The following is a 23,146-nucleotide window of genomic DNA, read 5'->3' on the forward strand; positions in this document are numbered from 1 at the left end:
CCTACTTCTACCTACCCTATAAACTCTCGAAAGTGGGGGGAGAGTGAAAAACTACTTTCCTTGTGTCAACCCAACCTACATGAAGTGATTTTAGTCAATAGTTAAACAAAGATACTTTGATAAATTAACGCCAGTATAATTGCCGCAGTTGCACCAATCAGGGTATTAAAGATATTCACAACCTCATTGGTAAGCCAACTATATTTAGATTGCAAAGTTGCACCAATGACACTTTCTAAATTTGTAGCGATAAATGCGGCTATGACACTCCAAATAATACCCAGGGGATTAATTAAATTGACACTCCAGCCAATAAGGGCGATCGCTATTGATGCTACCATACCAGCTAATGTTCCTTCTAAACTCACCGCCCCTTCTGTACCTCTAGGCACTGGTTGGAGTGTCGTAATTAAAAAGGTGCTTTTACCATAAGCTTTACCCACTTCACTGGCTGTAGTATCAGATAGTTTGGTGCTAAAACTGGCAACATAACCCAAACATAACAAATATTTAAAATCAGGTAAAAACCATACTCCCAAGGCACATAAAGCCGCTATTAATGCTGAACCCCAAACGTTCTCAGGACCTCTTGCACCGGCACGTTTTTCCGCAATTCCGGCGGCTTCTTTTTCCGCCATACCAATGCGTGTTACCCCAGAACCGACAATAAAATAAAATACCACCACTAGATATCCTTGCCAACCTAGTGTTCCCCAAATGATAATTCCTAATAAACCAGCATTAAGTATACCTGCCGGGGTGAGCAATTTTTTGGGAATAATTGCGACTATTCCTAGTAAAATTGCATTTAAGCCTACTCCCATTAACCAGGGATTAATAGAATCTATTAAAGATAACATCTGTGATAAATTATGAGTATTTTCAGATTTTTATGCTAATCAAATGATTTTATCCTCTTTTACCACAGATTTATCATAATTTGACTTCTTCACTTGTATTTGTCAAACAGCTTAGTGTTAGCCATAACTTTGCAGCAAACCTACTCTTAGAGTTAATCAGCAACACCAAATATGCAAATTATTCTCTAATTTGCTGTTTCATTGCTTGTTGTACTACTTCAATATTTAATTCAAGTACATAAGAAATTTGTTCTCCGGTTAGCCCCTCTCTTAACAGTCTTGGAATTATTTCTAACTTCGTTTTTAGCTTTGTTTCTTGCTCAACTTCTTCCTTAACTTCTTGATAAAATCGAGTTTGTCGCCATTCTGTTAATCCAAACATCGCTTCTAAATCCTGACAGGTATAGGTGGAAAACTTGTAAATTAAGATTCTTTTCTACCTTGTGTTTTTATTGCTTGCTGCACCACTTCAACATCTAATTCTAGTGCTTCCGCAATTTGTTCTACACTCAAACCCATTTTCAAAAGACGAGGTATGGTTTTCAGCTTTGTTGCCAGTTCTGTTTCTTGCTCAACTTCTTGATAAAATCGAGTTTGTCGCCATTCTGTTAATCCAAACATCGCTTCTAACTCCTGACGGCTATAGGTGGAAAACTTATAAATTAGCATCCTTTCTACTAATTCTAAAAGATAACGACTGTTTGCCGCATCTACTTGTTGTACTAAATTAATTAAACTTCTTGCTGTTTGTATTGCTTCATCTTCAGGCGCAACTACTAATTGAATAATTCCCAAACCAATTGAAGATGATGTATCTGTTAATTCATCTAAATAAACTACATGAATTTGTCCCGCAGCTAGTGAAGTTTGATATGCCAAGGGTATTCCAGGATCAAGACTCCGTTTAGCCCACAATACTACAGCTTGCCATTTTTTATCAGGTTTATACTGGTTTAAATACAGAAATACTTCGGTAATCAACCGCCAGTATAAGTTATCATCATCTTGAAATTGAACTTCGACAAAATAAATGGGATCTTCTGGGTACTCGATTTTCGGTAGAAATACACCATCTATGCGACGTGCTAGTTCTTTTATTTCTACAGAAGAAAATTCGTAGTGTGCAGCTAGTTGGGGTGGTTTTTCCAGCAGTTCAAATAAAACGCTGGGGAGATTTTGTAGGAGGGTGTAAAATATTGTGTCTGTCTTCATTGTTGGTGAGAAGCAGAGTGTAAACTTTCGTTAGTTTACTGGAAAATAGGTATATAGAAGTAAACAATTATTTTGATTTTCAGAAATTACAGATTCCATAAATAACAAAGACTCCTGAAGGAGTCTTCGCCAAAAATTCATTTTTGGTATTCAGAACGTCTTTACCGGAATTCCTCGACCTTTAAGGTAACGGGATGTCATGTTGCAACCATGTCTGCTGCATCCTATATATTTATTATAGGTAATAAAGTGGGGTTTTTATGAAAATGTGATCGCACTGGTTTACATTTTGAGCTACTATGCAAAACAATAGATCGGCGAAGGATTTGAACCTCCATCTATACTCCTAGAATACCGTCTCCATGAAAGGGCATATTAGGGGATGGGACGCACAGAAGTGCATCCCGGAGATCGCATTTACCATCATGCTAACCATTGGTGAAGGATTTGAACCTTCATCTATCTCCTAGAATACCGTTTCTGTGAAAGGGCATATTAGGGGATGGGACGTACAGAAGTGTATCCCAGAGATCGCATTTACCATCATGCTAACCGACTTAATTATCCATAATCATACTTATTTCTTGATCAGTTTGCAAGTAGTCTTGTTTCAATGTTTCTTTAATTCCATTTTTCCTTCGCTTGCTGGAAACTCCTCTGTAACGGATTTGTAAAGATTCGTAAATATCACTTATATTTAGACATTTTCTGCAAATTTGTCTAACGGATTCTTGCCAAACTTATTTTTTTTATTCTCTGGAATTTGTTCTGTTTTTTTAGAGGTTTTATTTTTTTGAGATTTCTTTGATTGTTTAACCATTGTTTATTACGTTATAAGGGTTTAATACGAGTGCCAATCATGACGGTGGTTGGTTTACAAATTTGTGTTAGTATATTTATTGTAAACCAATCGTGGGAATAAAAAAACCACAAAAGAAAATTTATAAATATGAACCAAACCATATTTCACCTCGCTTTCCCTGTCGCGGATATTCCCCAAACTAAAGCCTATTATGTTGACGGTTTAGGCTGCATTCCCGGACGCGAAAACCCCCACGCTTTGATTCTCAACCTCTATGGACATCAATTGGTAGCCCACGTTACCAAGGATATTCTAACACCTCAAAAGGCAATTTATCCCCGGCATTTTGGACTAATTTTCCCCCAAGAAGCAGATTGGCAAGAATTATTAGAAAAGGCAAAGAACAAAGATTTAAAATTTAGAGAAGAACCCAAATATCGCTTTAGTGATTCTCTTCTAGAACATCAGACTTTTTTCTTAGAAGACCCTTTTTATAACTTAATAGAATTTAAGTATTATCGTTATCCAGAAGCTATTTTTGGTAATGCTGAATGTACCCAAATTGGTGATAGAAATTAGTTGTCCATAACGAATTAAAGATGATAATATAGGACTACTATTTGATTATTGAATAAGACTCAGTACATCCTGAAGCCCTTTTTTGCTGTTCCCTGCTTCTATAAAAAATTCATAAATTAAATTGGATTACTATAGTAAAAATAGAGTGAGTTAGGTATTCCTCCTCACTGTTTTTATCATAAGCTATATAGGAGCAAAAAGAAATTTATATATAACAAGTATCATTGGTATGATTTTTTTGATTATTAAAATAGATATATTAATGTCAATTAGATTTATGGATATTCATAATTTAAGAATTAATTTTTAATAATATAAGGATAATATAATTGGTAGATAAATTTTTGCTAAAGTTTTGGAAAAAAATATTAAGAAAATTTGATCAACATCCATACACAAAATATCAAGCTGATTGTTTCTATCAAAAAGCTGTAGAAAAAAATCTTCACAATCTGCCTATTATTTCACCAGAGGATATTAATTTAGTTGATCTTGTCAAAAAAGAAGGAGTTGCGATTACTACTTTAGACCAATTGGGAATTATATCTACTCCTGATTTGCTTGAATCTGCACATATTCTCATGCCAAAAATATCACAAAATGTATTGTCTCACTCCAATGAAATTGTTATTCATGCTAGTCCACAACAAATAATGGAGTATCCAAAAATTTTCTTATGGGGAGTTGAACAACGGTTACTGAATATCATTGAAAATTTTCTTGGTGTACCTGTAGCTTATCAAGGTGTATATTTTCGTCAAGATATTGCTAACGAACTGGAAGCAGGTTCAAGATTATGGCATATAGATCAAGAGGATCGAAAAATTTTAAAGATTATCATTTACTTAAATGATGTTAGTGAAAATAATGGACCATTTCAATATATTTCCAAATCTTTAACATCAGAAATAGCTTATACTTTAAAATATACATCTGGTTACATTCCCGATAAAATTATGCAAAAAATTATATCTTCAGCTATTTATAAATCATGTACAGGAATGGCTGGTACAGTAATCATTGCTGATACTGCTAGTATTTTTCATCGAGGTAAGCCACCTATAACTTCAGATAGATTTACACTATTTTTTGATTACACTACTAGACGATATAAACAAGCATTATATGGTACATCTACTCTGCCATACAAAGATTTACTTTTATTGAGTAAACACATTTCAGAAACACAAAAGAAGTGTATTTTTTGGTAAAAAAATATTCATGATTTCACTGATTTTTTTAATATATTTGCCACTATTGATAAAGTTCTAGAATCTGTTAACATTAAAGGATGTAATAACACTGGTAAAGTTATATCTTTACCTATACCAAGTTGTGAACTTGTAGCGGGTAAAATCATTAAATCATAAGGTGTCCAAATAGATGTAAAATTCAACTCTTTTAACATCTCGACATCAGAATTTAAATCATTGAGAAAATCACTATGAGGACGCATTTGCAAAGCACCAGCCAGCCAAGTACCATAAGCAACGATAGTTCCATAATGAGGTGAAGATATTGTAATAAATCGCTGGACTCTATTTATTCCCCCCAACCGCTGAATATAATAACGGCTGACAATTCCTCCCATACTAAAACCTACTATATCTAGTGGTTGTGCTACTGCAAAGGTATCATTTACATAATTAGCTATCTGCTGGGCTAATTTCTCTAAAACCTCAGAACCATTATTAGGGATTAAATCCATCGTATACACCGATAAACCTTGTTGTCGCAGATGAAATGCCATTTTATTGAAAACCGCCCCAGTATCGTTAATACCATGCACTAATAAAACGGGATTTTGCTGTTTTGTTGTCATGATCTTAATTAGTTATTATTGTCGATAATTTAACTCAATATTTTAATCCTAAATAGGACTTCGCCATATAGACTAAAAACGGTTGATACATGGATTTTTATAAAATCACGAAAACTCCAGATTTGTAGAGGTTTAGCTCATGCTTTACCCCTACCCAGAGAATCAATTAATTAAGCCGTGTTGAGTATATTAGATTCGCTTACTTGACTCTGCATATATCATATCCGATTAACGTGAGTTCAACGGCGATCGCCAGAGGAAAAATACTAAGATTGATGGAAAAGAAGTGAAAAAATCATAAAAAAAGACTGAGACTACGTTAAGTGTTAATAGGACGGGGAAACCCCGCCCCTACAGTTAATAGAAATTAACCGAAATGTTTGATGATTGCGTCTGCAAATTCAGAACACTTTAATGGTTGTACAGGTGGTTCCATTAACCGCGCTAAGTCATAGGTAACTTGACCATTAGCGATCGCATCACCCAATCCTTTTTTAATTAAATCTGCGGCTTCTTGCCAACCCATATATTCCAGCATCATCACACCGGAAAGAATCACCGAACCAGGATTAATCCTGTCTAAACCAGCGTGTTTTGGTGCTGTCCCATGAGTAGCTTCAAAAATCGCGCAGGAGTCGCCAATATTTGCCCCTGGACCCATGCCTAAACCGCCAACAATAGCAGCAGCAGCATCGGATAAATAATCACCGTTCAAGTTCATTGTCGCCAGAATAGAATACTCATCTGGTCGAGTTTGAATTTGTTGGAAGATACTATCAGCAATGCGATCATTGACCATGATTTTCTCTTTCCATTTGCCATTTCCGTGACTGTCCCAAATTGTATTCAGAACCGTTTCCACTTCCTTGACAATTTGCGCTTTTTTCTCTGGAGTCAAAGAATCAAAACCAGGATCAATTTCATGGGCATTTTCTTCTAAGGAAATATTGGGGTTTCTCTCCTTATTACCCAAAATCCAAGATTCCCGTTCTGTCACGCACTCTTGACGAAATTCGCTGGTTGCTAATTCATAACCCCAATCTCGGAAAGCGCCTTCTGTGTACTTCATAATATTGCCTTTATGCACCAAGGTGACTTGTTGCTTATTTTTGGGCAATAACAAAGCGTGTTTAATGGCACGTCTCACCAAACGCTGAGAACCAGTTTTGCTGATGGGTTTGATGCCGATACCAGCGTCGAGGGGAATTTGCTTTTTACCGTGTTCTGGTGTAGCGGGTATCAATTCCTCATTTAGGAATTTTATCAGGCGATCGCCAATGGCACTCCCTTGCTTCCACTCAATCCCCAAATAAATATCTTCCGTATTTTCCCGATAAACAATCACATCCAATTTTTCAGGAGTTTTGTGGGGAGAAGGAGTTCCAGCGTAATATCGGCAAGGACGCACACAAGTATAAAGATCAAAAATTTGGCGTAATGCCACATTTAACGACCGAATTCCCCCACCGACAGGAGTAGTCAACGGACCCTTAATAGCTATGCCATATTCCTTAATCGCCGTCAATGTATCCTGGGGCAAATACTGATATGTACCATATAGATCACAGGCTTCATCACCAGCATAAACCCGAAACCAGCTAATTTTTCTTTTGCCCTTGTATGCTTTTGCGATCGCTGCATCCAGCACCTTTTCCGTCGCCGGCCAAATATCTATCCCCGTACCATCACCGCGAATAAAAGGAATAATCGGATTTTCAGGAACAACCGGTTCACCATTTTTGAAGGTAATTTTCGCGCCAGTATTGGGAGGAGTAATCTTTTCGTACATAATTCACACATTCCAAATAGAAAAAATTCACCAAGTAGGGGCGGGGTTTCCCCGCCCAATGAATGGGGTTTCCCCGCCAGCAGGAGTTAGGAGTCATAATTACCGTAACCCTATGACCCCTTACCTGATAAAGTATTGTTAGTTAGGATTTCACATCAGCCACCGAGAGTGACTTTTTTAGACACACACTCAAAGGCTTTCCAGATTCACCCAAGATTTCTGTAAACTACTTTTCGCTATTCGTCCTTCATTTTGTAGAATAACCGATAGCAATAGATAGTTTATTCACGCTCACGCTAACACGAGTAACGGCATGACAGACCCAATGATTGTATCAGGCACTACAAATGATCTCGACTCCCTTCGCCAAAAGTTAATCGCTGGGTCCGAAAAAGTCCAACAACAGATCATCCCGCAGTTAGCTAACTTGGGTAATGATGGGTTAGATGTGTTGAAGGAATTTTTGCTGAAACGTCGTGATACCCCAGCAACTTGGATTGATGGTAAAGTCTACCAAGTCATCTATAATACTAATGCACCGACAGATCAAGAATTTCTACAAACTAACTTTCCTGAAGGAATTGTACCTCTAAAATCGGACTGTGGGATCAGTTACAATTCTTTGCAAAAGTTACTTGCCAATCAAGACTTCCAAGCAGCGGATCTCTTGACAATTCAAAAGATGTGTGAAGCGGCAGGTTCCCAAGCAGTAAAAAGAAAATGGCTATACTTTACAGAAGTAGAAAATTTCCCCATTCAAGACTTACGCACCATCAATCAACTCTGGGTAATTCACTCAGAAGGCAAATTTGGCTTTTCCGTACAGCGCGAAATTTGGTTAGGTTTAAGTAAAAATTGGGTTAGTCTCTGGCCAAAAATTGGCTGGAAGGATGGTAATAATTGGACAAGATATCCTAACGGGTTTACCTGGGATTTAAGCGCTCCTAGAGGTCATTTACCCCTTTCTAATCAACTTCGGGGTGTAAGAGTCATGTCTTCTTTATTGTCTCATCCTGCTTGGACTAAGTAGTTAGATCCCCGACTTCTTTAAGAAGTTGGGAATCTGTAGTTAACCAACTGCAAAGTCTGTATATTGTCTCATCAAAGGCTCATGAAAAGCTAAAACAATATCTTCTTTTGGTACACCTAATTTAACCAATTCATCTGCTATACCAATTTCCGTTCCATCATGTTGTATCCAAATCTTGTCGTTTTTAATATCAAGATGTAAAACACAGCCATGCTGTCTGCGTCTGTTTTTCCAACCAACATACATTAACTGATAATGATTACCAACAGGATCAAAAATCAGTTGTTTCTCAATCTCATCTTTCTTTGAACCTATTTGAGCATACTCTCTGATAACTTGTTGAACATAATTTTGATATTGCTTTAGTTTTTCCATTCTACAATTTCCTCCTGAATCGGATCATAAACAATGATTTTAAGTTGATAATGTTCGACAACTGTTTTGATAAATTGCAATTGAAAGAAAGCGTGATAAACACCCAAAGGAACAGCCAAATATAAAACTCTTTCTGATTCTTTTTGTTCTAATGCAAAACGATAATTAAAAAACTGGCCAACCGCTGTATGAAATTGAGAAATACTAGATGTACCAGTGAAACTCTTAATTTCCACTGCTATTTTTTCTCCAGTTCTTTCAGCAGCTAAAATTTCCTCAGACCCAAGATCAATATACATTTCCACATCACCAACTTCAATCCTCAAAGGATCATCCGTGATTACCCAACCCTCTTTTTCTAATCCTTTCCTCACAGCATCATGAAAAATATCTTTAGCTGGCATTGGTTTAAAATTTAGTCTTTTTATATATTATTATAATAATATCTCCCCATGTCTAACCTCACAGACATCTCTGGAATACCCCAAATGGGGATCTAGAATTGGTAGATGTCATATTTTTTTACAAACAGAATCTTGACATTCTAAAGTAGATATGTAATTCTTTAGTGTTAAGACAGCTAAATAACTGCGATCTCAAGCAGAACTCTAACGCCCAAGCGTCAGTAGTTGTCTCAGCAGCAGGATTCCTAAGTTACTGCTAGTAGCTCGCTTTGTTCCTTTGTCTGAAAGTTAAGTTTGATTTCAGCCAAAACCAGCAAGTGCAAAGCGATTAGTTAGTGGCACTCAATAGTGGTGACAACTAAATTTGTGAGAAATTTTGAAGTTAGCAGAACCTAGCAAAAATAACGCCATCATGCCATTCTCAGAGAATCTAACATATATAACTAAGAATCTCAAAACAATTGCGTTATTGCTTGCAGAAGGAAAATAAAAAGCTATATTTTATCCTTCAGTGCTTGGTTCTAACTCGATAAATAGAGTATTTTATTTGCGAAATACTACTTCAAGATAAACAGAATTATACAAGCTGAACAAACTCACGAATTTGTTAGGAAAACCGGTTAAAAGTAAATTTTTTTAGATCAAATTTCAGCCGCAGGAACGAAGCGAACTGTTGGCAGTAATTTGTGAATCGTACTGCTGAGACTGAAACTGATTAATTTAGAGAAGCTAGATAAGAGAAAACTAACTTTTTAGTTTATTCTCTAATATGGCTATATTGCTAATAGATGTGTGGTTTTCCGATGCTGTTGACAAAAAAATCAACGGAAAATAATTCACATGAATTCCAAACAGAAACAAAGTAAAAAGCATCAACTGATAGATGAATATGGTGCTTGCTGTTGGTGGTGTGGTAAGTCGATATCAATAGATATGCTGACTATTGAACACCTCCGTCCTAAAAGTCGTGGTGGTTCTAACTCTTTGGAAAACCTAAGACTCGCTTGTTTAACTTGTAACCGTTCTCGTGGAAATAGTCTATTTCCACCAGGTGTAAAGGTAAATGTCTTTAAATAACACCTAAATCTTATTAGGTTTTTATTTTGTGAGGTGGGTATATTGCTCACCTCTTCACTTAATTAAATTCACAAATAATAAAAAAATAAAAATGCACAAACTTCTCGCATTCCATAACGAAGAACTTCTCCGTCAAGCATTAACCCATCGTTCTTATGTTAATGAACATCCAGGAGAAAAACATAACGAGCGCCTAGAATTCCTTGGTGATGCTATTCTCAATTTTTTAAGCGGTGAATATCTCTATCGGGAGCATCAAAACAAAGGAGAAGATGAATTAACTCGTCGTCGTTCTGCATTAGTAGATGAAAAACAATTAGCAAAATTTGCGGAAGCAGTTGGTTTAAACTTCAGAATGCGTTTAGGACAAGGTGCAATTCTCGATGGAGGATATAATAATCCTAATTTATTAAGTAGCACATTTGAAGCAGTTATTGGTGCTTATTATCTAGATAATAATTCCAATATTGAATTACTTCGTCCTATTGTAGAAACACTTTTTGCATCTGTACCTGAGAATATTGTTGTATCTCGTTCTAATGTAGATTCCAAAAATCGGTTTCAAGAATGGGTACAAGCTCAAGGTATCACAAATCCCCCTAAATATGTAACAGAACAAATAGGGGGACCATCTCACGCGCCAGAATTTAGAGCTAAAGTATTAGTAGAAGGTAGAGAAAAGGGAGAAGGTAAAGGAAAGAATAAAAAAGAAGCCGAAAAAGCTGCTGCTGAAGATGCGTTAGCGAAATTGAAAAAATCAGGTTTATTAGATTGATAATTATTGATTTTACTCAAAGGTGTAAAAATATCTTTTATATCTTTGAGCGAAATCAACTTTATTTCATTTCCATTTGTAAAGGCAAAATTACAGTAAAAGTAGAACCAACTCCCGGTTCAGAAACTAGCTTAATTTCACCTTGCAATAGTTTCACCAACCGCGAAACTATTGTTAAACCTAAACCACTACTATCAGGTAGGTGAGACTTTTGACTAGTGCAACGAAAATAGGGTTCAAAAATCTGTTTTTGGTTTTCTGGGGCAATGCCAATACCTGTATCAGAAACGATAAGTTCCCATTTTTGATCATCTAATACATGACAAGTAATCTTAATACTTCCCGACTCTGTATAGCGAATCGCATTACTCACAAGATTGATGATAATTTGTTGTAATTGAAAGGCATCTGTGATTATTTTTTGGGGTTCTTGTTGACAATTAACCACGAGAACTAACTCTTTTTCAGCAGCTAAAGGTTCAAGCATTTCACATACATTATTAATGATTTCACAGACATCAGGTGATGTAAGATCCAGTTTGATTTTGCCGGATTCATACCGTGATAATTCTAGTAAATCATTAATTAAACGTAGCAATTGTCTACCATTGCGTAAGACTCGTTCAATATGTTCGATATCATGATAGTTTTCTTTGTCATCCGTTTTTTGATGTTGACGTAAAAATAAATCAGAGTAACCAATAATTGAAGCTAAAGGCTGTTTTAAATCATGAGTTAGTAAAGAGAGATTTTCTCGGTTAGCATTAACTAATCGAGTTAGTTCCTGATTGTGTAAAGTTAAAGTGGTGTGCAGATGATCTAATTCCCGTAATCGTTCATCAACATAACTAATAAAACGCCGAGCGATCGCTTGATCAATCACCCTGTCAATCAACCGCATAGCCCGAATAATATCTGTAGGGGTTTCCTGCAATAAATCTGCGTATATAGTGTCAAATATTACTGTCCTTAATTGATGGTATTCTCTAGAAATTTCTTCTGGGTCAAAGCCTTGTGTAGCGCGAAACAGCCCATGTTCCCAACTAGCCGTTACTATTGATTTAAAATCACTACCCTGAAATTTTGAACCCACATTCAGCATGAGTAAATATACTCAAAATATTTTTACCAGCAGGTTATTTTGCCAAAAAAAGAATTTCATAAAAAAGCTAAAACCCAATCATAATAACCACTTCATGCTTTTTGCCATCTAGGTCGGTATTCAATGAATTTAATCTCAAACCAACTAATTTATTGACAATATTATCAATAAGATTGATTCAGACTTTAGGTGGAGAGCGATCTGCTTGCAGCAGCGCTTCGCTATCGCACTAATATAGAATTGCGTATCATTGTCTGAAAGCCTTGTTATCATTGGGTTATGGATAATTCCGAAAATTCAAAAAACACCTGCGGAATGTGGGATTGAATTTTTATAAAAAATGCCTGATACACTGTCTACCATTGGATAGACATTTCTCTACCTTTGGTGATTCTTTGGTAAAAATTAGTAATATAATGGAGGGCGGGGAAACCCCTACAGGCTTGGCGATAAAAAACTGTACTTCATAACAGCAGGTATTGCTGTAAATATTTGGTTTATTTACGCCGTGCTGTACTAACAATTTACCTCCATAGCTGAATACTCTACGTATATAGTATTATAAAATACTTATAGTATATATAAACTATCTTGGTGTCAAGTAACAGTTTAGTTATCTCATAAAACCTCTAATTCCCATAAACAAGCTACAATTTACAATAAGAAATTGTTAAAAAACTTTACGTTGATAGCTGGAAATTTTCTGTGTCACAGCCTAATATTACCCAAACCTTTACATTTGATTCTATTGATGCCGCTTTGGCCGATCTCAAAGCGGGTCGTATCATTGTTGTCGTAGATGACGAAAATCGAGAAAATGAAGGCGATTTAATTTGTGCCGCCCAATTTGCCACTCCTGACATGATTAACTTCATGGCTGTAGAAGCCAGAGGGCTGATTTGTTTGGCTATGACAGGCGATCGCCTCGATGAACTAGACTTACCATTAATGGTCAGCAAACTCACAGATACTAACCAAACCGCCTTTACAGTTAGTATTGATGCTGGTCCCCATTTGGGCGTTAGTACCGGCATTTCCGCCGAAGACCGCGCCCGGACAATCCAAGTCGCCCTTAACCCAGACACCAAACCGGAAGAATTACGCCGTCCTGGTCATATTTTTCCCCTGCGGGCTAGACCGGGAGGCGTACTCAAACGGGCAGGACACACAGAAGCTGCTGTAGACCTGTCCCGACTAGCTGGACTCTATCCAGCCGGTGTAATTTGTGAAATTCAAAACCCCGATGGTTCAATGGCGCGGTTACATCAGTTAGTCGAATATGCCAAAAATCATCACCTGAAAATTATTAGCATTGCTGATTTAATCAGTTATCGTCTCCAAAACGATCGCCTAATATATAGAGAAGTCATCACCAAACTCCCCAGCCAATTCGGTCAATTTGATATCTACGGCTACCGTCACACCCTAGATAATACAGAACACGTTGCCATTGTCAAGGGAGATCCGACAAATTTCGGTGATGAAGCTGTGATGGTGCGAATGCACTCGGAATGTTTAACCGGTGATGCGTTGGGTTCTTTGCGTTGCGACTGTCGGATGCAATTACAAGCCGCATTAAAAATGATTGAGGATGCAGGACAAGGTGTCGTTGTTTACCTGCGTCAAGAAGGACGAGGGATAGGCTTAGTTAACAAACTGAAAGCCTATTCCTTACAAGATATGGGCTTAGATACCGTTGAAGCCAATGAACGTTTAGGATTTCCCGCTGATTTGCGTGACTATGGTATGGGGGCGCAAATTCTCATGGATTTGGGCATCAAAAAAATCCGTCTGATTACCAATAATCCCCGGAAAATTGCTGGTGTCAAAGGTTATGGTTTAGAAGTTGTAGATCGTGTGCCGCTGTTAATTGAGTCTAATGATTTCAATTCCTATTACCTAGCTACCAAAGCCAAGAAATTGGGGCATATGCTGTTACAAACTTATCTAGTCACAGTAGCAATACATTGGCAAGATGAACCAGAATCCGTCACCGAACGCTATAAACGGTTAGAGAAAATACGGCATTTATCAAAAGATCAGCATTTATTGTTACAGGAAGAAGCCCGTCCCTTGGGAATCGCTTTATTTGATCAACCATCTTTAACTGTGCATTTGGGTTTTGATCAAGCGAATATTGCTGAATCTAATTGGTATCAACAAAAAGGTCATCCTTACCTGCAAGCAATTTGCCAGATTTTAGATGAAATCGTCACTTTACCCTACATTCAAAAAATGGAATTTCTGATTGCGACGGGTAGCGATCCTTTGAGTAATTTGCAGGTACAATTAGACAGGCAAACTTTCGCTGATGGTATCTTACCTTCATCTTTACAAGATAACTTGCACACACAGCACATTTACAGTTTTAGTAAGTAGGATGTTCTAAATTTCCCCACATTGATAATATACAGCAGATTGCAAATTAATAAGGTACAGGATCTAAATTCAAAGCTAGACAGCCAGTTTTACTCCTGACTCCTAACTCCTGCTGTATTACCCAAAGCGATTACTGGCTTTTTGCAGAGCGATCGCTATCTCACCGAATCAGAGCTAAAATTCAAAGTAGGTGGTCAAGGTGTGAATGCTGATATCAATCTCAAAACCAAAACCATTGTCCAGTCAGAAAATAACTGCTATGGCACAGTAGAATTGATAGAAATTATGCAAAAATCATGAAATACAACCAACTCGGTGCAAGCGACCTCAAAGTTTCCGAAATTTGTTTAGGAACTATGACCTATGGAAATCAAAATACCATTGAAGATGCACATCAACAACTAGATTATGCTATCAACCAAGGAATAAATTTTCTAGATGCTGCGGAAATGTATCCCGTACCTCCTCGTAGTGAAACCCAAGGAAAAACAGAAACTTATATTGGCGAATGGTTACAGAAACAGCAAAGAGATAAACTCATAATTGCTACCAAAATAACAGGACCTGGTCGTTATTTATCGTGGTTAAGAGGAGGAAATAATAAAATCAACCATGATAATATTACACAAGCAGTAAATGATAGTTTACAGAGATTACAAACAGATTACATAGATTTGTATCAAATTCATTGGCCAGATCGTTATGTTCCCACATTTGGACAAACAACTTATAATCCAGAATTTGAGAGAGAAACTGTTTCTATTACTGAACAATTAACAGCATTTGCTAATATTATTCAAACGGGAAAAATTCGCTATTTGGGTTTGAGTAATGAAACTCCTTGGGGAGTTAGTGAATTTATTCGCATTGCTAACGAAATGGGATTACCCAAAGTTGTTTCCATTCAAAATGCTTACAATTTACTAAATCGTAACTTTGATTCAGCCTTAGCAGAAGTTTCTCGCTATACAGATGTTGGTTTATTGGCTTATAGTCCTCTTGCTTTTGGTTTTTTAACAGGTAAATATATAGAGACTCCAGAACTAAAAAATACGAGAATATCTCTCTTTCCAGGCTTTGGACAACGTTATCTAAAACCCCATGTTCAAAAACCCATAGTTGCTTATGTAGAAATTGCCAAAAAATATAATCTCACACCTGCACAATTAGCAATATCTTTTGTTAAGAGTCGCTGGTTTGTTAAAAGTACAATTATTGGGGCGACAACTTTACAACAATTGCAAGAAAATATAGATAGTGTGAATGTAATTTTGGATAAACAAGTATTAGAAGAAATAGATACAATTCACACTCTTAATCCTAATCCAGCCCCGTAATTTTCTGCGAATAATAATTACAATAGAGACACCAAGAAATAAACTTATTTCTACATAAATAACCTGCGATTTATCTAAAAAACTCGGAGGTTATTTTTCACTTTATATTTCAGTATAATTTATTTATGAATTTTATTGATTTGATAACTACCAAATTTTACCCATATCCAAAACAAATCCTGGTAAAGTAAGATCACAACTCACAGTATCAGGATTTTCTAAACATTCCTCTATTTGTCCAGGACGATAAATATAAACTCGGCGATTTTTGCGGTCAATTAATAAACCTAATTGGATTCCTGGTTCTTGCATATATTCCTGCATTTTATCTTTTAAAGGCTGCAAATTATCAGAATTTGACCTTAATTCAATGACAAAATCAGGACAAATAGGTGCAAATTTCTGTTGTTGTGCAGGTGTAAGTTGATTCCATCTTGCTAACTTCATCCAGGAAGCATCAGGAGAACGTTTCGCACCTGTGGATAGTGTAAATCCTGTACTGGGACTAAAAGTTATACCTGTACCATCTTTTTCTGACCATACCCATAACTGTCCAAATATATTACCTTCTCTATTTCCTGTTTCTGAACCTGCGGGTGACATAATTGATATATCTCCAAATCTATTTCTCTCAATGCGTAAATCACGGTTTTCTTGACAGAAATCAAAAAATTGATCATCTGTCATTTGCACTGATGAGGGAAAATGTAATATCAAAGGTGATGAAATCATAATTATTTCTTCCATCTGAAATTAAAATCAATTTTACCACAAGCTCTTGCTGAAATTAGCTAACATAGAATTACCACCGATTGAGCAATTAAAAGCAGAATTAAACGCAAGTATCGTGAAAATTCCCTATCAGATATAAAATATAAGCATTGAACAAAGGTTAAATATGCGATTACTACATACAATGCTTCGCGTCGGTAATTTAGAAGAGTCCTTGAAATTTTACTGCGATTTTCTGGGAATGAAGTTACTTCGCCGTAAAGATTACCCAGGGGGAGAATTTACCCTGGCTTTTGTTGGTTATGGAGAAGAAAGTGATCATTCAGTTTTAGAACTCACCTACAATTGGGGCGTAGAAAAGTATGATTTAGGTAATGCCTATGGTCATATCGCTTTGGGTGTAGATGATATTTACGCTACCTGTGAGACTATTAAACAACTGGGTGGTAAAGTAGTTCGAGAACCAGGACCCATGAAACATGGTTCTACAGTAATTGCTTTCGTGGAAGACCCAGATGGTTATAAGGTTGAATTGATTCAAGCGAAAACTCCAGCATAATTGAGGGTAGTGGGTAGGAAGAGAACTTCTTTACCCATTACCCAATTCCCCCCCTAAACTTAAATTACAAGTCTAAAATCTAAAATTTTACAAATGCAGCCTACAGATCCTGATAAATTTACTGATACAGCCTGGGAAGCGGTAACAAAATCCCAAGACGTGGTTCGTGCTTATAAACAACAACAATTAGAAGTTGAACATTTAATTCTCGCTCTTTTAGAAGAACCAACTAGCCTAGCTACAGCCATTCTCACCCGTGCGGAAGTTGATTCTGTGCGGTTTAAACAACAACTAGAGGCTTTTACTCAACGTCAACCCAAGGTTGGGAAAAGTGATCAACTTTACCTGGGGCGGAATTTAGATTTACTTTTAGATAAAGCTGATGAAATTAGAACCAAAATGAGAGAGGAGGAAATCTCAGAAGGGCATATAATTTTAGCGTTTGGTAATGATGAGCGTGTCGGTAGACGGTTATTTAAAAGCTTAAATATAGATATTGCTCAGGTAGAACTTGGGGTTAAATCTGTTCGCGCTACTCCCAAAATTAAAGCATCTTCAAAAGCAGAAGCAGATGTACAAGAGGAAGCTTTAAAAAGATTTGGACGAGATTTGACAGAACAAGCAAAAGCAGGAAAATTAGATCCAGTTATTGGTAGAGATGATGAAATTCGCCGGGTCATTCAGGTTTTATCTCGTCGTAGCAAAAATAACCCTGTGTTAATTGGTGAGCCAGGAGTTGGCAAAACTGCGATCGCCGAAGCTTTAGCTCAAAGAATGGTCAATGGTGACGTTCCTGAGTCTTTGAAGAACCGCCAATTGATCTCTTTGGATATCGGTAGCCTGATTGCAGGAGCAAAATACAGAGGTGAATTTGAAGACCGTTTAAAAAATGTCCTCCGGGAAGTTACGGAATCGAATGGGCAAGTAGTTTTATTTATTGATGAACTCCATACCGTTGTCGGCGCTGGTTCTAATCAACAAGGTTCAATGGATGCTGGAAACTTGCTTAAACCAATGTTAGCGCGGGGTGAATTGCGTTGTATTGGGGCAACTACCTTAGATGAATATCGCAAATTTATTGAAAAAGATGCAGCCTTAGAAAGACGTTTTCAACAGGTATATGTAGATCAACCAACCGTAGAAAACACAATTTCCATTTTGCGAGGTTTAAAAGAACGTTATGAAGTGCATCATAATGTTAAAATTTCCGATTCCGCTTTAGTCGCTGCTGCAACTTTATCAGCGCGTTACATTGCTGATAGGTTTCTACCTGATAAAGCTATTGATTTAGTTGACGAAGCCGCAGCGAAATTGAAAATGGAAATTACATCCAAACCAGCGGAATTAGAAACCATTGACCGGCGTTTAATGCAGCTAGAAATGGAAAAGCTGTCATTATCTGGAGAAGAACAGAGTATTTCCCCAACCAAAGAACGATTAGAACGGATTCAAGAAGAAATTGCTACTTTAACAGTCAAACAGCAAATATTTAACGAACAATGGCAAGGTGAGAAGCAGATTTTAGAATCTATCAGCGGGTTAAAAAAAGAAGAAGATGCAATGCGGGTGCAAATTGAACAAGCAGAGCGTGACTATGATTTAAATAAAGCCGCTCAACTCAAGTACGGTAAATTAGAGGGAGTGCAAAGAGAACGAGAAGTCAAAGAAGCGAAACTTTTAGAAATGCAAACCCAAGGTTCGACTTTGTTGCGCGAACAAGTTACCGAAGCTGATATTGCCGAAATTGTCGCCAAATGGACAGGAATCCCCGTAAATCGGCTTTTGGAATCAGAACGGCAAAAATTACTGAAATTAGAAAGTCATTTACACGAACGGGTAATTGGTCAAGAAGAAGCCGTTTCCGCCGTCTCTGCGGCGATTCGTCGCGCCCGTGCGGGCATGAAAGACCCCTCCCGACCCATTGGTTCATTTTTGTTTATGGGACCAACTGGCGTGGGTAAAACCGAACTCGCCCGCGCCTTAGCTCAGTTTCTCTTTGATTCTGATGATGCTTTGGTGCGTTTGGATATGTCCGAATACATGGAAAAACACTCAGTTTCCCGCTTGGTGGGTGCGCCTCCCGGATATGTTGGTTATGAAGAAGGGGGACAACTTTCGGAAGCAATTCGCAGACATCCTTACTCGGTGGTGTTGTTAGATGAAGTAGAAAAAGCCCACCCCGATGTATTTAATATTTTGTTGCAAGTGTTGGATGATGGTAGAGTTACGGATTCCCAAGGACGGGCTGTAGATTTTCGGAATACCGTCATAGTCATGACTAGCAACATCGGCAGTGAACATATTTTGGATGTATCTGGGGATGATTCCAAGTATGATTTGATGCGTAATAAAGTTATGGAAGGCTTGCGAAGTCACTTCCGCCCCGAATTTCTCAACCGCATAGATGACTTAATTCTATTCCACGCCCTTAATCGTTCAGAAATGGGGCATATTATCCGTATTCAACTCAAACGGGTGGAAAATCTGCTCAAAGAACAGAAAATCTCTTTTGAAATATCCCAATCCGCTTGTGATCATCTTGTAGAAGCTGGTTATGACCCAGTTTACGGCGCACGTCCATTAAAACGGTCAATTCAGCGAGAGGTAGAAAATCCCCTAGCTACGAAGTTACTGGAAAATACCTTTGTTTCTGGTGATACTATCATCATTGATAAGGCTGAAACCGGGTTAAGTTTTAGTAAAAAACTTTAAATAAATTTTCATTAATAAATAGGGGGCTTTCTATGGAACTTATTTCTTCATTGGGGATTACAGGTTCGCAATATCTTTCCAAGAAAAGATTTATTAGTTATCATCATCAGTCGCGGTTATTGTTTTCCTTGGGTAGTCAAGTTAAAAATGTTCTAGAAATTGGTATTTTTAATTCTTTGCTTACAGAAATACTCCGACAAAGTAACTATAACGTAACTACGGCGGATATTGATCCTAGTCTCAAACCAGATATAATGTTGGATTTGACGGCGGATTTTACACTACCAAAAGACAAGTTTGATGCAATTGTTCTGTTTCAAGTATTAGAACATTTTCCCTACGAAAAATCTGAATTAGCATTGAAAAAACTCGCCGCAGTTACTAAGAAATATTTAGTGATTTCTATTCCCAATACTACTCAATATCTGTCATTGCAAATTAAAACTTCTTTTTTACTGAAAGCCAGACATTTACTCTGGGAAATTCCCCAATTTTGGAGTACAACACCACTTTGTGATGAACATTATTGGGAATTGGGATTGAAAGGATATCCCAAAAAACGATTTTTGGAATCTGTGGCTAAAGCTGGTTTGATAGTGAAGGAAGAATATATTGATCCTACTTTTCCATATCACTACTTTTTAATCTTAGAAAAAAGATAAGTGCGACGTTATTTACCCAAAATTATCAACCATAATGTATCCTCATTTATCCGCTTCAATGATTTGTTATACAGCCTTAACTTGTGTTGCGGAGCAAATCGCCTTAGCAATCCCCCCTAAATATTTTATCCGAAGTAAACATGGCTTAAAGCACTTTATCTGCCAGCCTTTAAAACTTGTTCGGCTGTCAGTTTTAAATTTGGGAATGTCAGCGAAGTAATGGGTTGATTGCCTCGAATCTGCTGAATTTCATACTCTCCTTTCACTAACGTACAAATGGAAAGGGTAGGTTGTTTCGGTTTCCCAATATGTCGAGTCCCACCTAGACCCGCATAATCCGCAATCCAATATTCAGGAATACCTAAAATTGCATAGTCTTCGACCTTACGCGCATAGTCGTTTTGCCAGTTGCTACTAACTACTTCCATCACAAATTTAATCGAACTACCCAGCGTGAGGATTGATTGGTCATTCCAAAGTAGTTCTTTTGTTAGTTCATTGCGGTCAACAACCATAACATCAGGTCTAAATGCTGTCATACCCAAGTTAGAAGGACGTAACAATCCTCGCTGAAGGACAAACCAATTTAAACATAAGGCATCAATTTGGGCGCAGATTTTTGTGGTGGTAAAAGCTGAAACTTCTTCATGGTAGCCTGTTGGTTCTAAATCAAACACCTCTCCATCAATCAATTCGTAGCGGTTACTGTCACCATAACGGACGATAAAATCGCCAAAACTTAGTAACTGCTGTTGTATTGGTATTTCGGTTGCAATGGTCATAGGTCAACTTAGCCCCATCAATATCATCACTCTAGCATTTTCGCTAAATTCATCCTGCGCCGTTTTTTCAAATTCTCACACTGCTTTCGCTAGTGGCATGAATATTTCAACGGATTCAAACGGTACAGATATTTTGTCTTCTTCTGTCCGTTCAATTAATCCCAGTTCTTCCAGGCGATTTACGTCTGTGTGTACGTTTGAATAGTTTCTTTCGGCTGTTTTTGCCAGCGCGTAAATACTGCATGGCTCTATTTTGCTTAAAGTATCAAGCAAATCAAGTCGAGCAGGCGTTAGCTCGCTAAAAAGTGATTTTGCAGATTCAAATGAAAGTCTAAAATTTACTGGCTTTCCAATTTCGGAGTCTTTAATTTGTTGACGAGCAGCTCGGATTGCAGAACCACCCTTGGCTACTTCAATAATTGCTTTCATGATTCACTCCAGGTTTCAATGTCTTTTTCAAAATCGTCAAGCAATTTATCAATGCTTGTGAACTATATTATGGTACGAAGGATGGGCAAGCGATCGCCCTAAATTTTTTTTAAATAGTAACAGTAGGATGTGTTAGCGTAACGCATAATAATTACAAACTAATCATAATTAAAAGTAAAAAGGCGCGTTAAGTAACCCACTTTACAATATCTGGAATCATATTTAAGCATCTAATATGAGGATTACCTGATAGTGCATCACTGGCCATAGCCCTGCATATAATCAGGATTTGTTGAAAGATCGCCTGGTCCCTCCCCTGCCCCAATCGAAGCTTGAGCTACCTCAAAAAACGAGAGGGAATTTGTTTCTAGAGACGTAGTGATTGCTTCCTGACGTTTTTTCCAAAGAGATTCTACAAAAGTTAACACCTGATATTGATCTTCCGTCGGTAATACCTCTACCGTTTGTAAAATTTGTTTAGATAAGGCAGACATACTATTTATTCCTGCAAAAGACACGACCTTATAATTATGACGAATATAACATCAACTTCTCCATTATGAAAGGCGAACTGCTTGCAGCAGAGCTTCGCTATAGCCCCATAGGTTATGCTACAATGACCAGAGTTATTTCTCAAACAAAATGCAATGCGACAAGTTTCAGTTTCAGAAGTAAAGGAAGATTTTGCTTACATTATGGATAGCGCCCAACAAGAACCCATTCTTGTTAAGGAACATGACCGCAATTATGTGGCTATTATTTCGATGAATGATTATGAGGATTTGGTAAAGATTAAAAATCTGCGTTTAAAAAATATATCGGCGGATTTAGGGGCAGAAGCTCAGGCAAATGGACTAACCTTAGAACTGTTAAACGAGATACTTAACAGTGATGCTTAATCGCTATATTTTGGATGCTAATGTCTTAGTTAGTGCTGTTTTATCTCCTGGTTCTAATGCTAATCTGATAGAGTATGTAAATCAGCAACAGTAGGATATGTTAGCAAGGCTAGGTCAATTATAAGTAATTTTAGGAACTGAATGATATGATAAAGATTGTCTAAAATTATGCCTTAACATTTGCAGATATGCCTCTAAGTTGGAATGAAATTAAGCAAAGGGCGATCGCCTTTTCTAAGGAATGGGAAAATGAGACTTCGGAGAAGTCAGAGTCGCAATCCTTCTGGAATGACTTTTTTAATGTGTTTGGTATTTCACGGCGAAGAGTAGCTAGTTTTGAGAAACCAATCAAAAAGGCGGACAATAAACAGGGTTTTATCGATCTTTTGTGGAAAGGAATGATTTTGGTGGAGCATAAGTCTAGGAGCAAGGACTTAGATAAGGCTACACAACAGGCAAAAGATTATTTTCCAAATTTAAAGGAGCATGAATTACCGAAATATATTTTAGTTTCGGATTTCCAAAAATTTAGGCTTTATGATTTAGATACGAACGAAACCAAAGAGTTTGAGCTACAAGATTTTGTAAATCATGTGCATCTATTCGGCTTTATGGCGGGATATGAAAAACGGGTTTATAAGGATGAAGATCCTGTAAATATTGCGGCGGCGGAATTGATGGGGGATCTGCATGATCGCCTCAAAGAAATTGGTTACATAGGGCATGATCTAGAAGTATATCTAGTGCGGCTATTGTTCTGTATGTTTGCTGATGTAGTTTTTCACTCTCCCCCCACTTTCGAGAGTTTATAGGGTAGGTAGAAGTAGG

24 protein-coding genes and 1 pseudogene are annotated in these 23,146 nt (G+C 37.3%); 13 read left to right on the top strand and 12 right to left on the bottom strand.

What is annotated here, in order from left to right:
• Positions 1-101: 101 nt before the first annotated feature.
• The 3 genes from FJR05_RS09090 to FJR05_RS09100 form a co-directional block, all read right to left on the bottom strand.
• Entirely contained in the window at positions 102-860 is a 759-nt protein-coding gene (locus tag FJR05_RS09090; RefSeq protein WP_168643803.1) for a TIGR00297 family protein, read from the bottom strand.
• A gap of 178 nt (positions 861-1,038) precedes the next feature.
• Positions 1,039-1,242 (bottom strand): hypothetical protein, encoded by a 204-nt coding sequence (locus tag FJR05_RS09095; protein ID WP_168643804.1) that lies wholly within the window; start codon positions 1,240-1,242, stop codon positions 1,039-1,041.
• Between the two features lie 41 nt (positions 1,243-1,283).
• Positions 1,284-2,072: an Rpn family recombination-promoting nuclease/putative transposase gene (locus FJR05_RS09100; protein ID WP_168643805.1), complete on the bottom strand. Its 789-nt coding sequence runs from the start codon at positions 2,070-2,072 to the stop codon at positions 1,284-1,286.
• Between the two features lie 949 nt (positions 2,073-3,021).
• Between FJR05_RS09100 and FJR05_RS09105 the strand changes: the two genes are divergently transcribed.
• Positions 3,022-3,453 (top strand): VOC family protein, encoded by a 432-nt coding sequence (locus FJR05_RS09105; RefSeq protein WP_168643806.1) that lies wholly within the window; start codon positions 3,022-3,024, stop codon positions 3,451-3,453.
• Between the two features lie 329 nt (positions 3,454-3,782).
• Entirely contained in the window at positions 3,783-4,664 is an 882-nt protein-coding gene (locus FJR05_RS09110; protein WP_254446884.1) for a 2OG-Fe(II) oxygenase, read from the top strand.
• Between the two features lie 8 nt (positions 4,665-4,672).
• On the opposite strand, the gene FJR05_RS09115 is transcribed toward FJR05_RS09110, so the two are convergent.
• Positions 4,673-5,275 (bottom strand): triacylglycerol lipase, encoded by a 603-nt coding sequence (locus FJR05_RS09115; protein WP_168643807.1) that lies wholly within the window; start codon positions 5,273-5,275, stop codon positions 4,673-4,675.
• A 367-nt stretch (positions 5,276-5,642) separates the two neighbouring features.
• Positions 5,643-7,064 carry an NADP-dependent isocitrate dehydrogenase gene (locus FJR05_RS09120; RefSeq protein ID WP_168643808.1) on the bottom strand — a complete coding sequence of 474 codons (1,422 nt, stop codon included), beginning with the start codon at positions 7,062-7,064 and terminating at the stop codon, positions 5,643-5,645.
• 313 nt (positions 7,065-7,377) lie between these two features.
• Between FJR05_RS09120 and FJR05_RS09125 the strand changes: the two genes are divergently transcribed.
• On the top strand, positions 7,378-8,094 hold the full coding sequence (locus FJR05_RS09125) for a GUN4 domain-containing protein (RefSeq protein ID WP_168643809.1): 717 nt from the start codon (positions 7,378-7,380) through the stop codon (positions 8,092-8,094).
• A gap of 39 nt (positions 8,095-8,133) precedes the next feature.
• Here FJR05_RS09125 and FJR05_RS09130 read toward each other — a convergent pair whose 3' ends face one another.
• Positions 8,134-8,469 carry a XisI protein gene (locus FJR05_RS09130; RefSeq protein WP_168643810.1) on the bottom strand — a complete coding sequence of 112 codons (336 nt, stop codon included), beginning with the start codon at positions 8,467-8,469 and terminating at the stop codon, positions 8,134-8,136.
• Complete coding sequence (locus FJR05_RS09135; RefSeq protein ID WP_168643811.1) at positions 8,457-8,873, bottom strand: XisH family protein; 417 nt, start codon at positions 8,871-8,873, stop codon at positions 8,457-8,459. The genes FJR05_RS09130 and FJR05_RS09135 overlap by 13 nt, the downstream gene beginning before the upstream one ends.
• An 840-nt stretch (positions 8,874-9,713) precedes the next feature.
• On the opposite strand from FJR05_RS09135, the gene FJR05_RS09140 reads away from it, so the two are divergent.
• Complete coding sequence (locus FJR05_RS09140) at positions 9,714-9,950, top strand: HNH endonuclease (RefSeq protein ID WP_168643812.1); 237 nt, start codon at positions 9,714-9,716, stop codon at positions 9,948-9,950.
• 91 nt (positions 9,951-10,041) lie between these two features.
• Positions 10,042-10,725 carry a ribonuclease III gene (rnc, locus tag FJR05_RS09145; RefSeq protein WP_168643813.1) on the top strand — a complete coding sequence of 228 codons (684 nt, stop codon included), beginning with the start codon at positions 10,042-10,044 and terminating at the stop codon, positions 10,723-10,725.
• 61 nt (positions 10,726-10,786) lie between these two features.
• Here the strand turns inward: rnc and FJR05_RS09150 are convergent.
• A pseudogene (locus FJR05_RS09150) lies at positions 10,787-11,827 on the bottom strand (sensor histidine kinase); the annotation flags it as partial.
• A 705-nt stretch (positions 11,828-12,532) separates the two neighbouring features.
• On the opposite strand from FJR05_RS09150, the gene ribBA reads away from it, so the two are divergent.
• From ribBA to FJR05_RS09165, 3 genes are all read left to right on the top strand, one after another.
• Positions 12,533-14,206, top strand: a complete 1,674-nt coding sequence (ribBA, locus tag FJR05_RS09155; RefSeq protein ID WP_168643815.1) for a bifunctional 3,4-dihydroxy-2-butanone-4-phosphate synthase/GTP cyclohydrolase II — start codon at positions 12,533-12,535, stop codon at positions 14,204-14,206.
• Between the two features lie 141 nt (positions 14,207-14,347).
• A complete protein-coding gene (locus FJR05_RS09160; protein ID WP_168643816.1) occupies positions 14,348-14,506 on the top strand; it encodes a hypothetical protein in 159 nt (52 codons plus the stop codon).
• The gene (locus tag FJR05_RS09165) at positions 14,503-15,543 is read left to right on the top strand and encodes an NADP(H)-dependent aldo-keto reductase (RefSeq protein ID WP_168643817.1); all 1,041 of its coding nucleotides are present in this window, start codon (positions 14,503-14,505) and stop codon (positions 15,541-15,543) included. The genes FJR05_RS09160 and FJR05_RS09165 overlap by 4 nt, the downstream gene beginning before the upstream one ends.
• Before the next feature lie 147 nt (positions 15,544-15,690).
• Here the strand turns inward: FJR05_RS09165 and FJR05_RS09170 are convergent, their stop codons facing one another.
• Positions 15,691-16,275, bottom strand: coding sequence for a Uma2 family endonuclease (locus FJR05_RS09170; RefSeq protein ID WP_168643818.1), 585 nt, complete (start codon positions 16,273-16,275; stop codon positions 15,691-15,693).
• A 166-nt stretch (positions 16,276-16,441) separates the two neighbouring features.
• Here FJR05_RS09170 and gloA point away from each other — a divergent pair, with 166 nt between their 5' ends.
• The 3 genes from gloA to FJR05_RS09185 all read left to right on the top strand — a co-directional run bounded on the left by gloA (position 16,442) and on the right by FJR05_RS09185 (position 20,208).
• Positions 16,442-16,834, top strand: a complete 393-nt coding sequence (gene gloA, locus FJR05_RS09175; RefSeq protein ID WP_148760260.1) for a lactoylglutathione lyase — start codon at positions 16,442-16,444, stop codon at positions 16,832-16,834.
• A gap of 93 nt (positions 16,835-16,927) precedes the next feature.
• A complete protein-coding gene (gene clpB, locus FJR05_RS09180; protein ID WP_168643819.1) occupies positions 16,928-19,546 on the top strand; it encodes an ATP-dependent chaperone ClpB in 2,619 nt (872 codons plus the stop codon).
• A 32-nt stretch (positions 19,547-19,578) separates the two neighbouring features.
• Positions 19,579-20,208, top strand: a complete 630-nt coding sequence (locus FJR05_RS09185; protein WP_168643820.1) for a methyltransferase domain-containing protein — start codon at positions 19,579-19,581, stop codon at positions 20,206-20,208.
• Positions 20,209-20,363: 155 nt separating this feature from the next.
• Here the strand turns inward: FJR05_RS09185 and FJR05_RS09190 are convergent, their stop codons facing one another.
• From FJR05_RS09190 to FJR05_RS09200, 3 genes are all read right to left on the bottom strand, one after another.
• Positions 20,364-20,990: a Uma2 family endonuclease gene (locus FJR05_RS09190; RefSeq protein ID WP_168643821.1), complete on the bottom strand. Its 627-nt coding sequence runs from the start codon at positions 20,988-20,990 to the stop codon at positions 20,364-20,366.
• A 75-nt stretch (positions 20,991-21,065) separates the two neighbouring features.
• A complete protein-coding gene (locus tag FJR05_RS09195; protein ID WP_015081437.1) occupies positions 21,066-21,419 on the bottom strand; it encodes a MarR family transcriptional regulator in 354 nt (117 codons plus the stop codon).
• Between the two features lie 257 nt (positions 21,420-21,676).
• The gene (locus tag FJR05_RS09200) at positions 21,677-21,913 is read right to left on the bottom strand and encodes a hypothetical protein (RefSeq protein ID WP_168643822.1); all 237 of its coding nucleotides are present in this window, start codon (positions 21,911-21,913) and stop codon (positions 21,677-21,679) included.
• Positions 21,914-22,066: 153 nt separating this feature from the next.
• On the opposite strand from FJR05_RS09200, the gene FJR05_RS09205 reads away from it, so the two are divergent.
• A complete protein-coding gene (locus tag FJR05_RS09205; protein WP_015081441.1) occupies positions 22,067-22,318 on the top strand; it encodes a type II toxin-antitoxin system Phd/YefM family antitoxin in 252 nt (83 codons plus the stop codon).
• 188 nt (positions 22,319-22,506) lie between these two features.
• Positions 22,507-23,130, top strand: coding sequence for a type IIL restriction-modification enzyme MmeI (locus FJR05_RS09215; protein WP_217385560.1), 624 nt, complete (start codon positions 22,507-22,509; stop codon positions 23,128-23,130).
• Positions 23,131-23,146 lie beyond the last annotated feature (16 nt).

Source organism: Dolichospermum sp. UHCC 0259 (assembly GCF_009711935.1).
Lineage (GTDB): Bacteria > Cyanobacteriota > Cyanobacteriia > Cyanobacteriales > Nostocaceae > Dolichospermum.

Bases quoted from the DNA above. Each gene is read 5' to 3' on its own strand.
- FJR05_RS09090 (WP_168643803.1), bottom strand. From the start codon at position 860: ATGTTATCTTTAATAGATTCTATTAATCCCTGGTTAATGGGAGTAGGC.
- FJR05_RS09095 (WP_168643804.1), bottom strand. From the start codon at position 1,242: ATGTTTGGATTAACAGAATGGCGACAAACTCGATTTTATCAAGAAGTT.
- FJR05_RS09100 (WP_168643805.1), bottom strand. From the start codon at position 2,072: ATGAAGACAGACACAATATTTTACACCCTCCTACAAAATCTCCCCAGC.
- FJR05_RS09105 (WP_168643806.1), top strand. From the start codon at position 3,022: ATGAACCAAACCATATTTCACCTCGCTTTCCCTGTCGCGGATATTCCC.
- FJR05_RS09115 (WP_168643807.1), bottom strand. From the start codon at position 5,275: ATGACAACAAAACAGCAAAATCCCGTTTTATTAGTGCATGGTATTAAC.
- FJR05_RS09120 (WP_168643808.1), bottom strand. From the start codon at position 7,064: ATGTACGAAAAGATTACTCCTCCCAATACTGGCGCGAAAATTACCTTC.
- FJR05_RS09125 (WP_168643809.1), top strand. From the start codon at position 7,378: ATGACAGACCCAATGATTGTATCAGGCACTACAAATGATCTCGACTCC.
- FJR05_RS09130 (WP_168643810.1), bottom strand. From the start codon at position 8,469: ATGGAAAAACTAAAGCAATATCAAAATTATGTTCAACAAGTTATCAGA.
- FJR05_RS09135 (WP_168643811.1), bottom strand. From the start codon at position 8,873: ATGCCAGCTAAAGATATTTTTCATGATGCTGTGAGGAAAGGATTAGAA.
- FJR05_RS09140 (WP_168643812.1), top strand. From the start codon at position 9,714: ATGAATTCCAAACAGAAACAAAGTAAAAAGCATCAACTGATAGATGAA.
- rnc (WP_168643813.1), top strand. From the start codon at position 10,042: ATGCACAAACTTCTCGCATTCCATAACGAAGAACTTCTCCGTCAAGCA.
- FJR05_RS09165 (WP_168643817.1), top strand. From the start codon at position 14,503: ATGAAATACAACCAACTCGGTGCAAGCGACCTCAAAGTTTCCGAAATT.
- FJR05_RS09170 (WP_168643818.1), bottom strand. From the start codon at position 16,275: ATGATTTCATCACCTTTGATATTACATTTTCCCTCATCAGTGCAAATG.
- gloA (WP_148760260.1), top strand. From the start codon at position 16,442: ATGCGATTACTACATACAATGCTTCGCGTCGGTAATTTAGAAGAGTCC.
- clpB (WP_168643819.1), top strand. From the start codon at position 16,928: ATGCAGCCTACAGATCCTGATAAATTTACTGATACAGCCTGGGAAGCG.
- FJR05_RS09185 (WP_168643820.1), top strand. From the start codon at position 19,579: ATGGAACTTATTTCTTCATTGGGGATTACAGGTTCGCAATATCTTTCC.
- FJR05_RS09190 (WP_168643821.1), bottom strand. From the start codon at position 20,990: ATGACCATTGCAACCGAAATACCAATACAACAGCAGTTACTAAGTTTT.
- FJR05_RS09195 (WP_015081437.1), bottom strand. From the start codon at position 21,419: ATGAAAGCAATTATTGAAGTAGCCAAGGGTGGTTCTGCAATCCGAGCT.
- FJR05_RS09200 (WP_168643822.1), bottom strand. From the start codon at position 21,913: ATGTCTGCCTTATCTAAACAAATTTTACAAACGGTAGAGGTATTACCG.
- FJR05_RS09205 (WP_015081441.1), top strand. From the start codon at position 22,067: ATGCGACAAGTTTCAGTTTCAGAAGTAAAGGAAGATTTTGCTTACATT.
- FJR05_RS09215 (WP_217385560.1), top strand. From the start codon at position 22,507: ATGCCTCTAAGTTGGAATGAAATTAAGCAAAGGGCGATCGCCTTTTCT.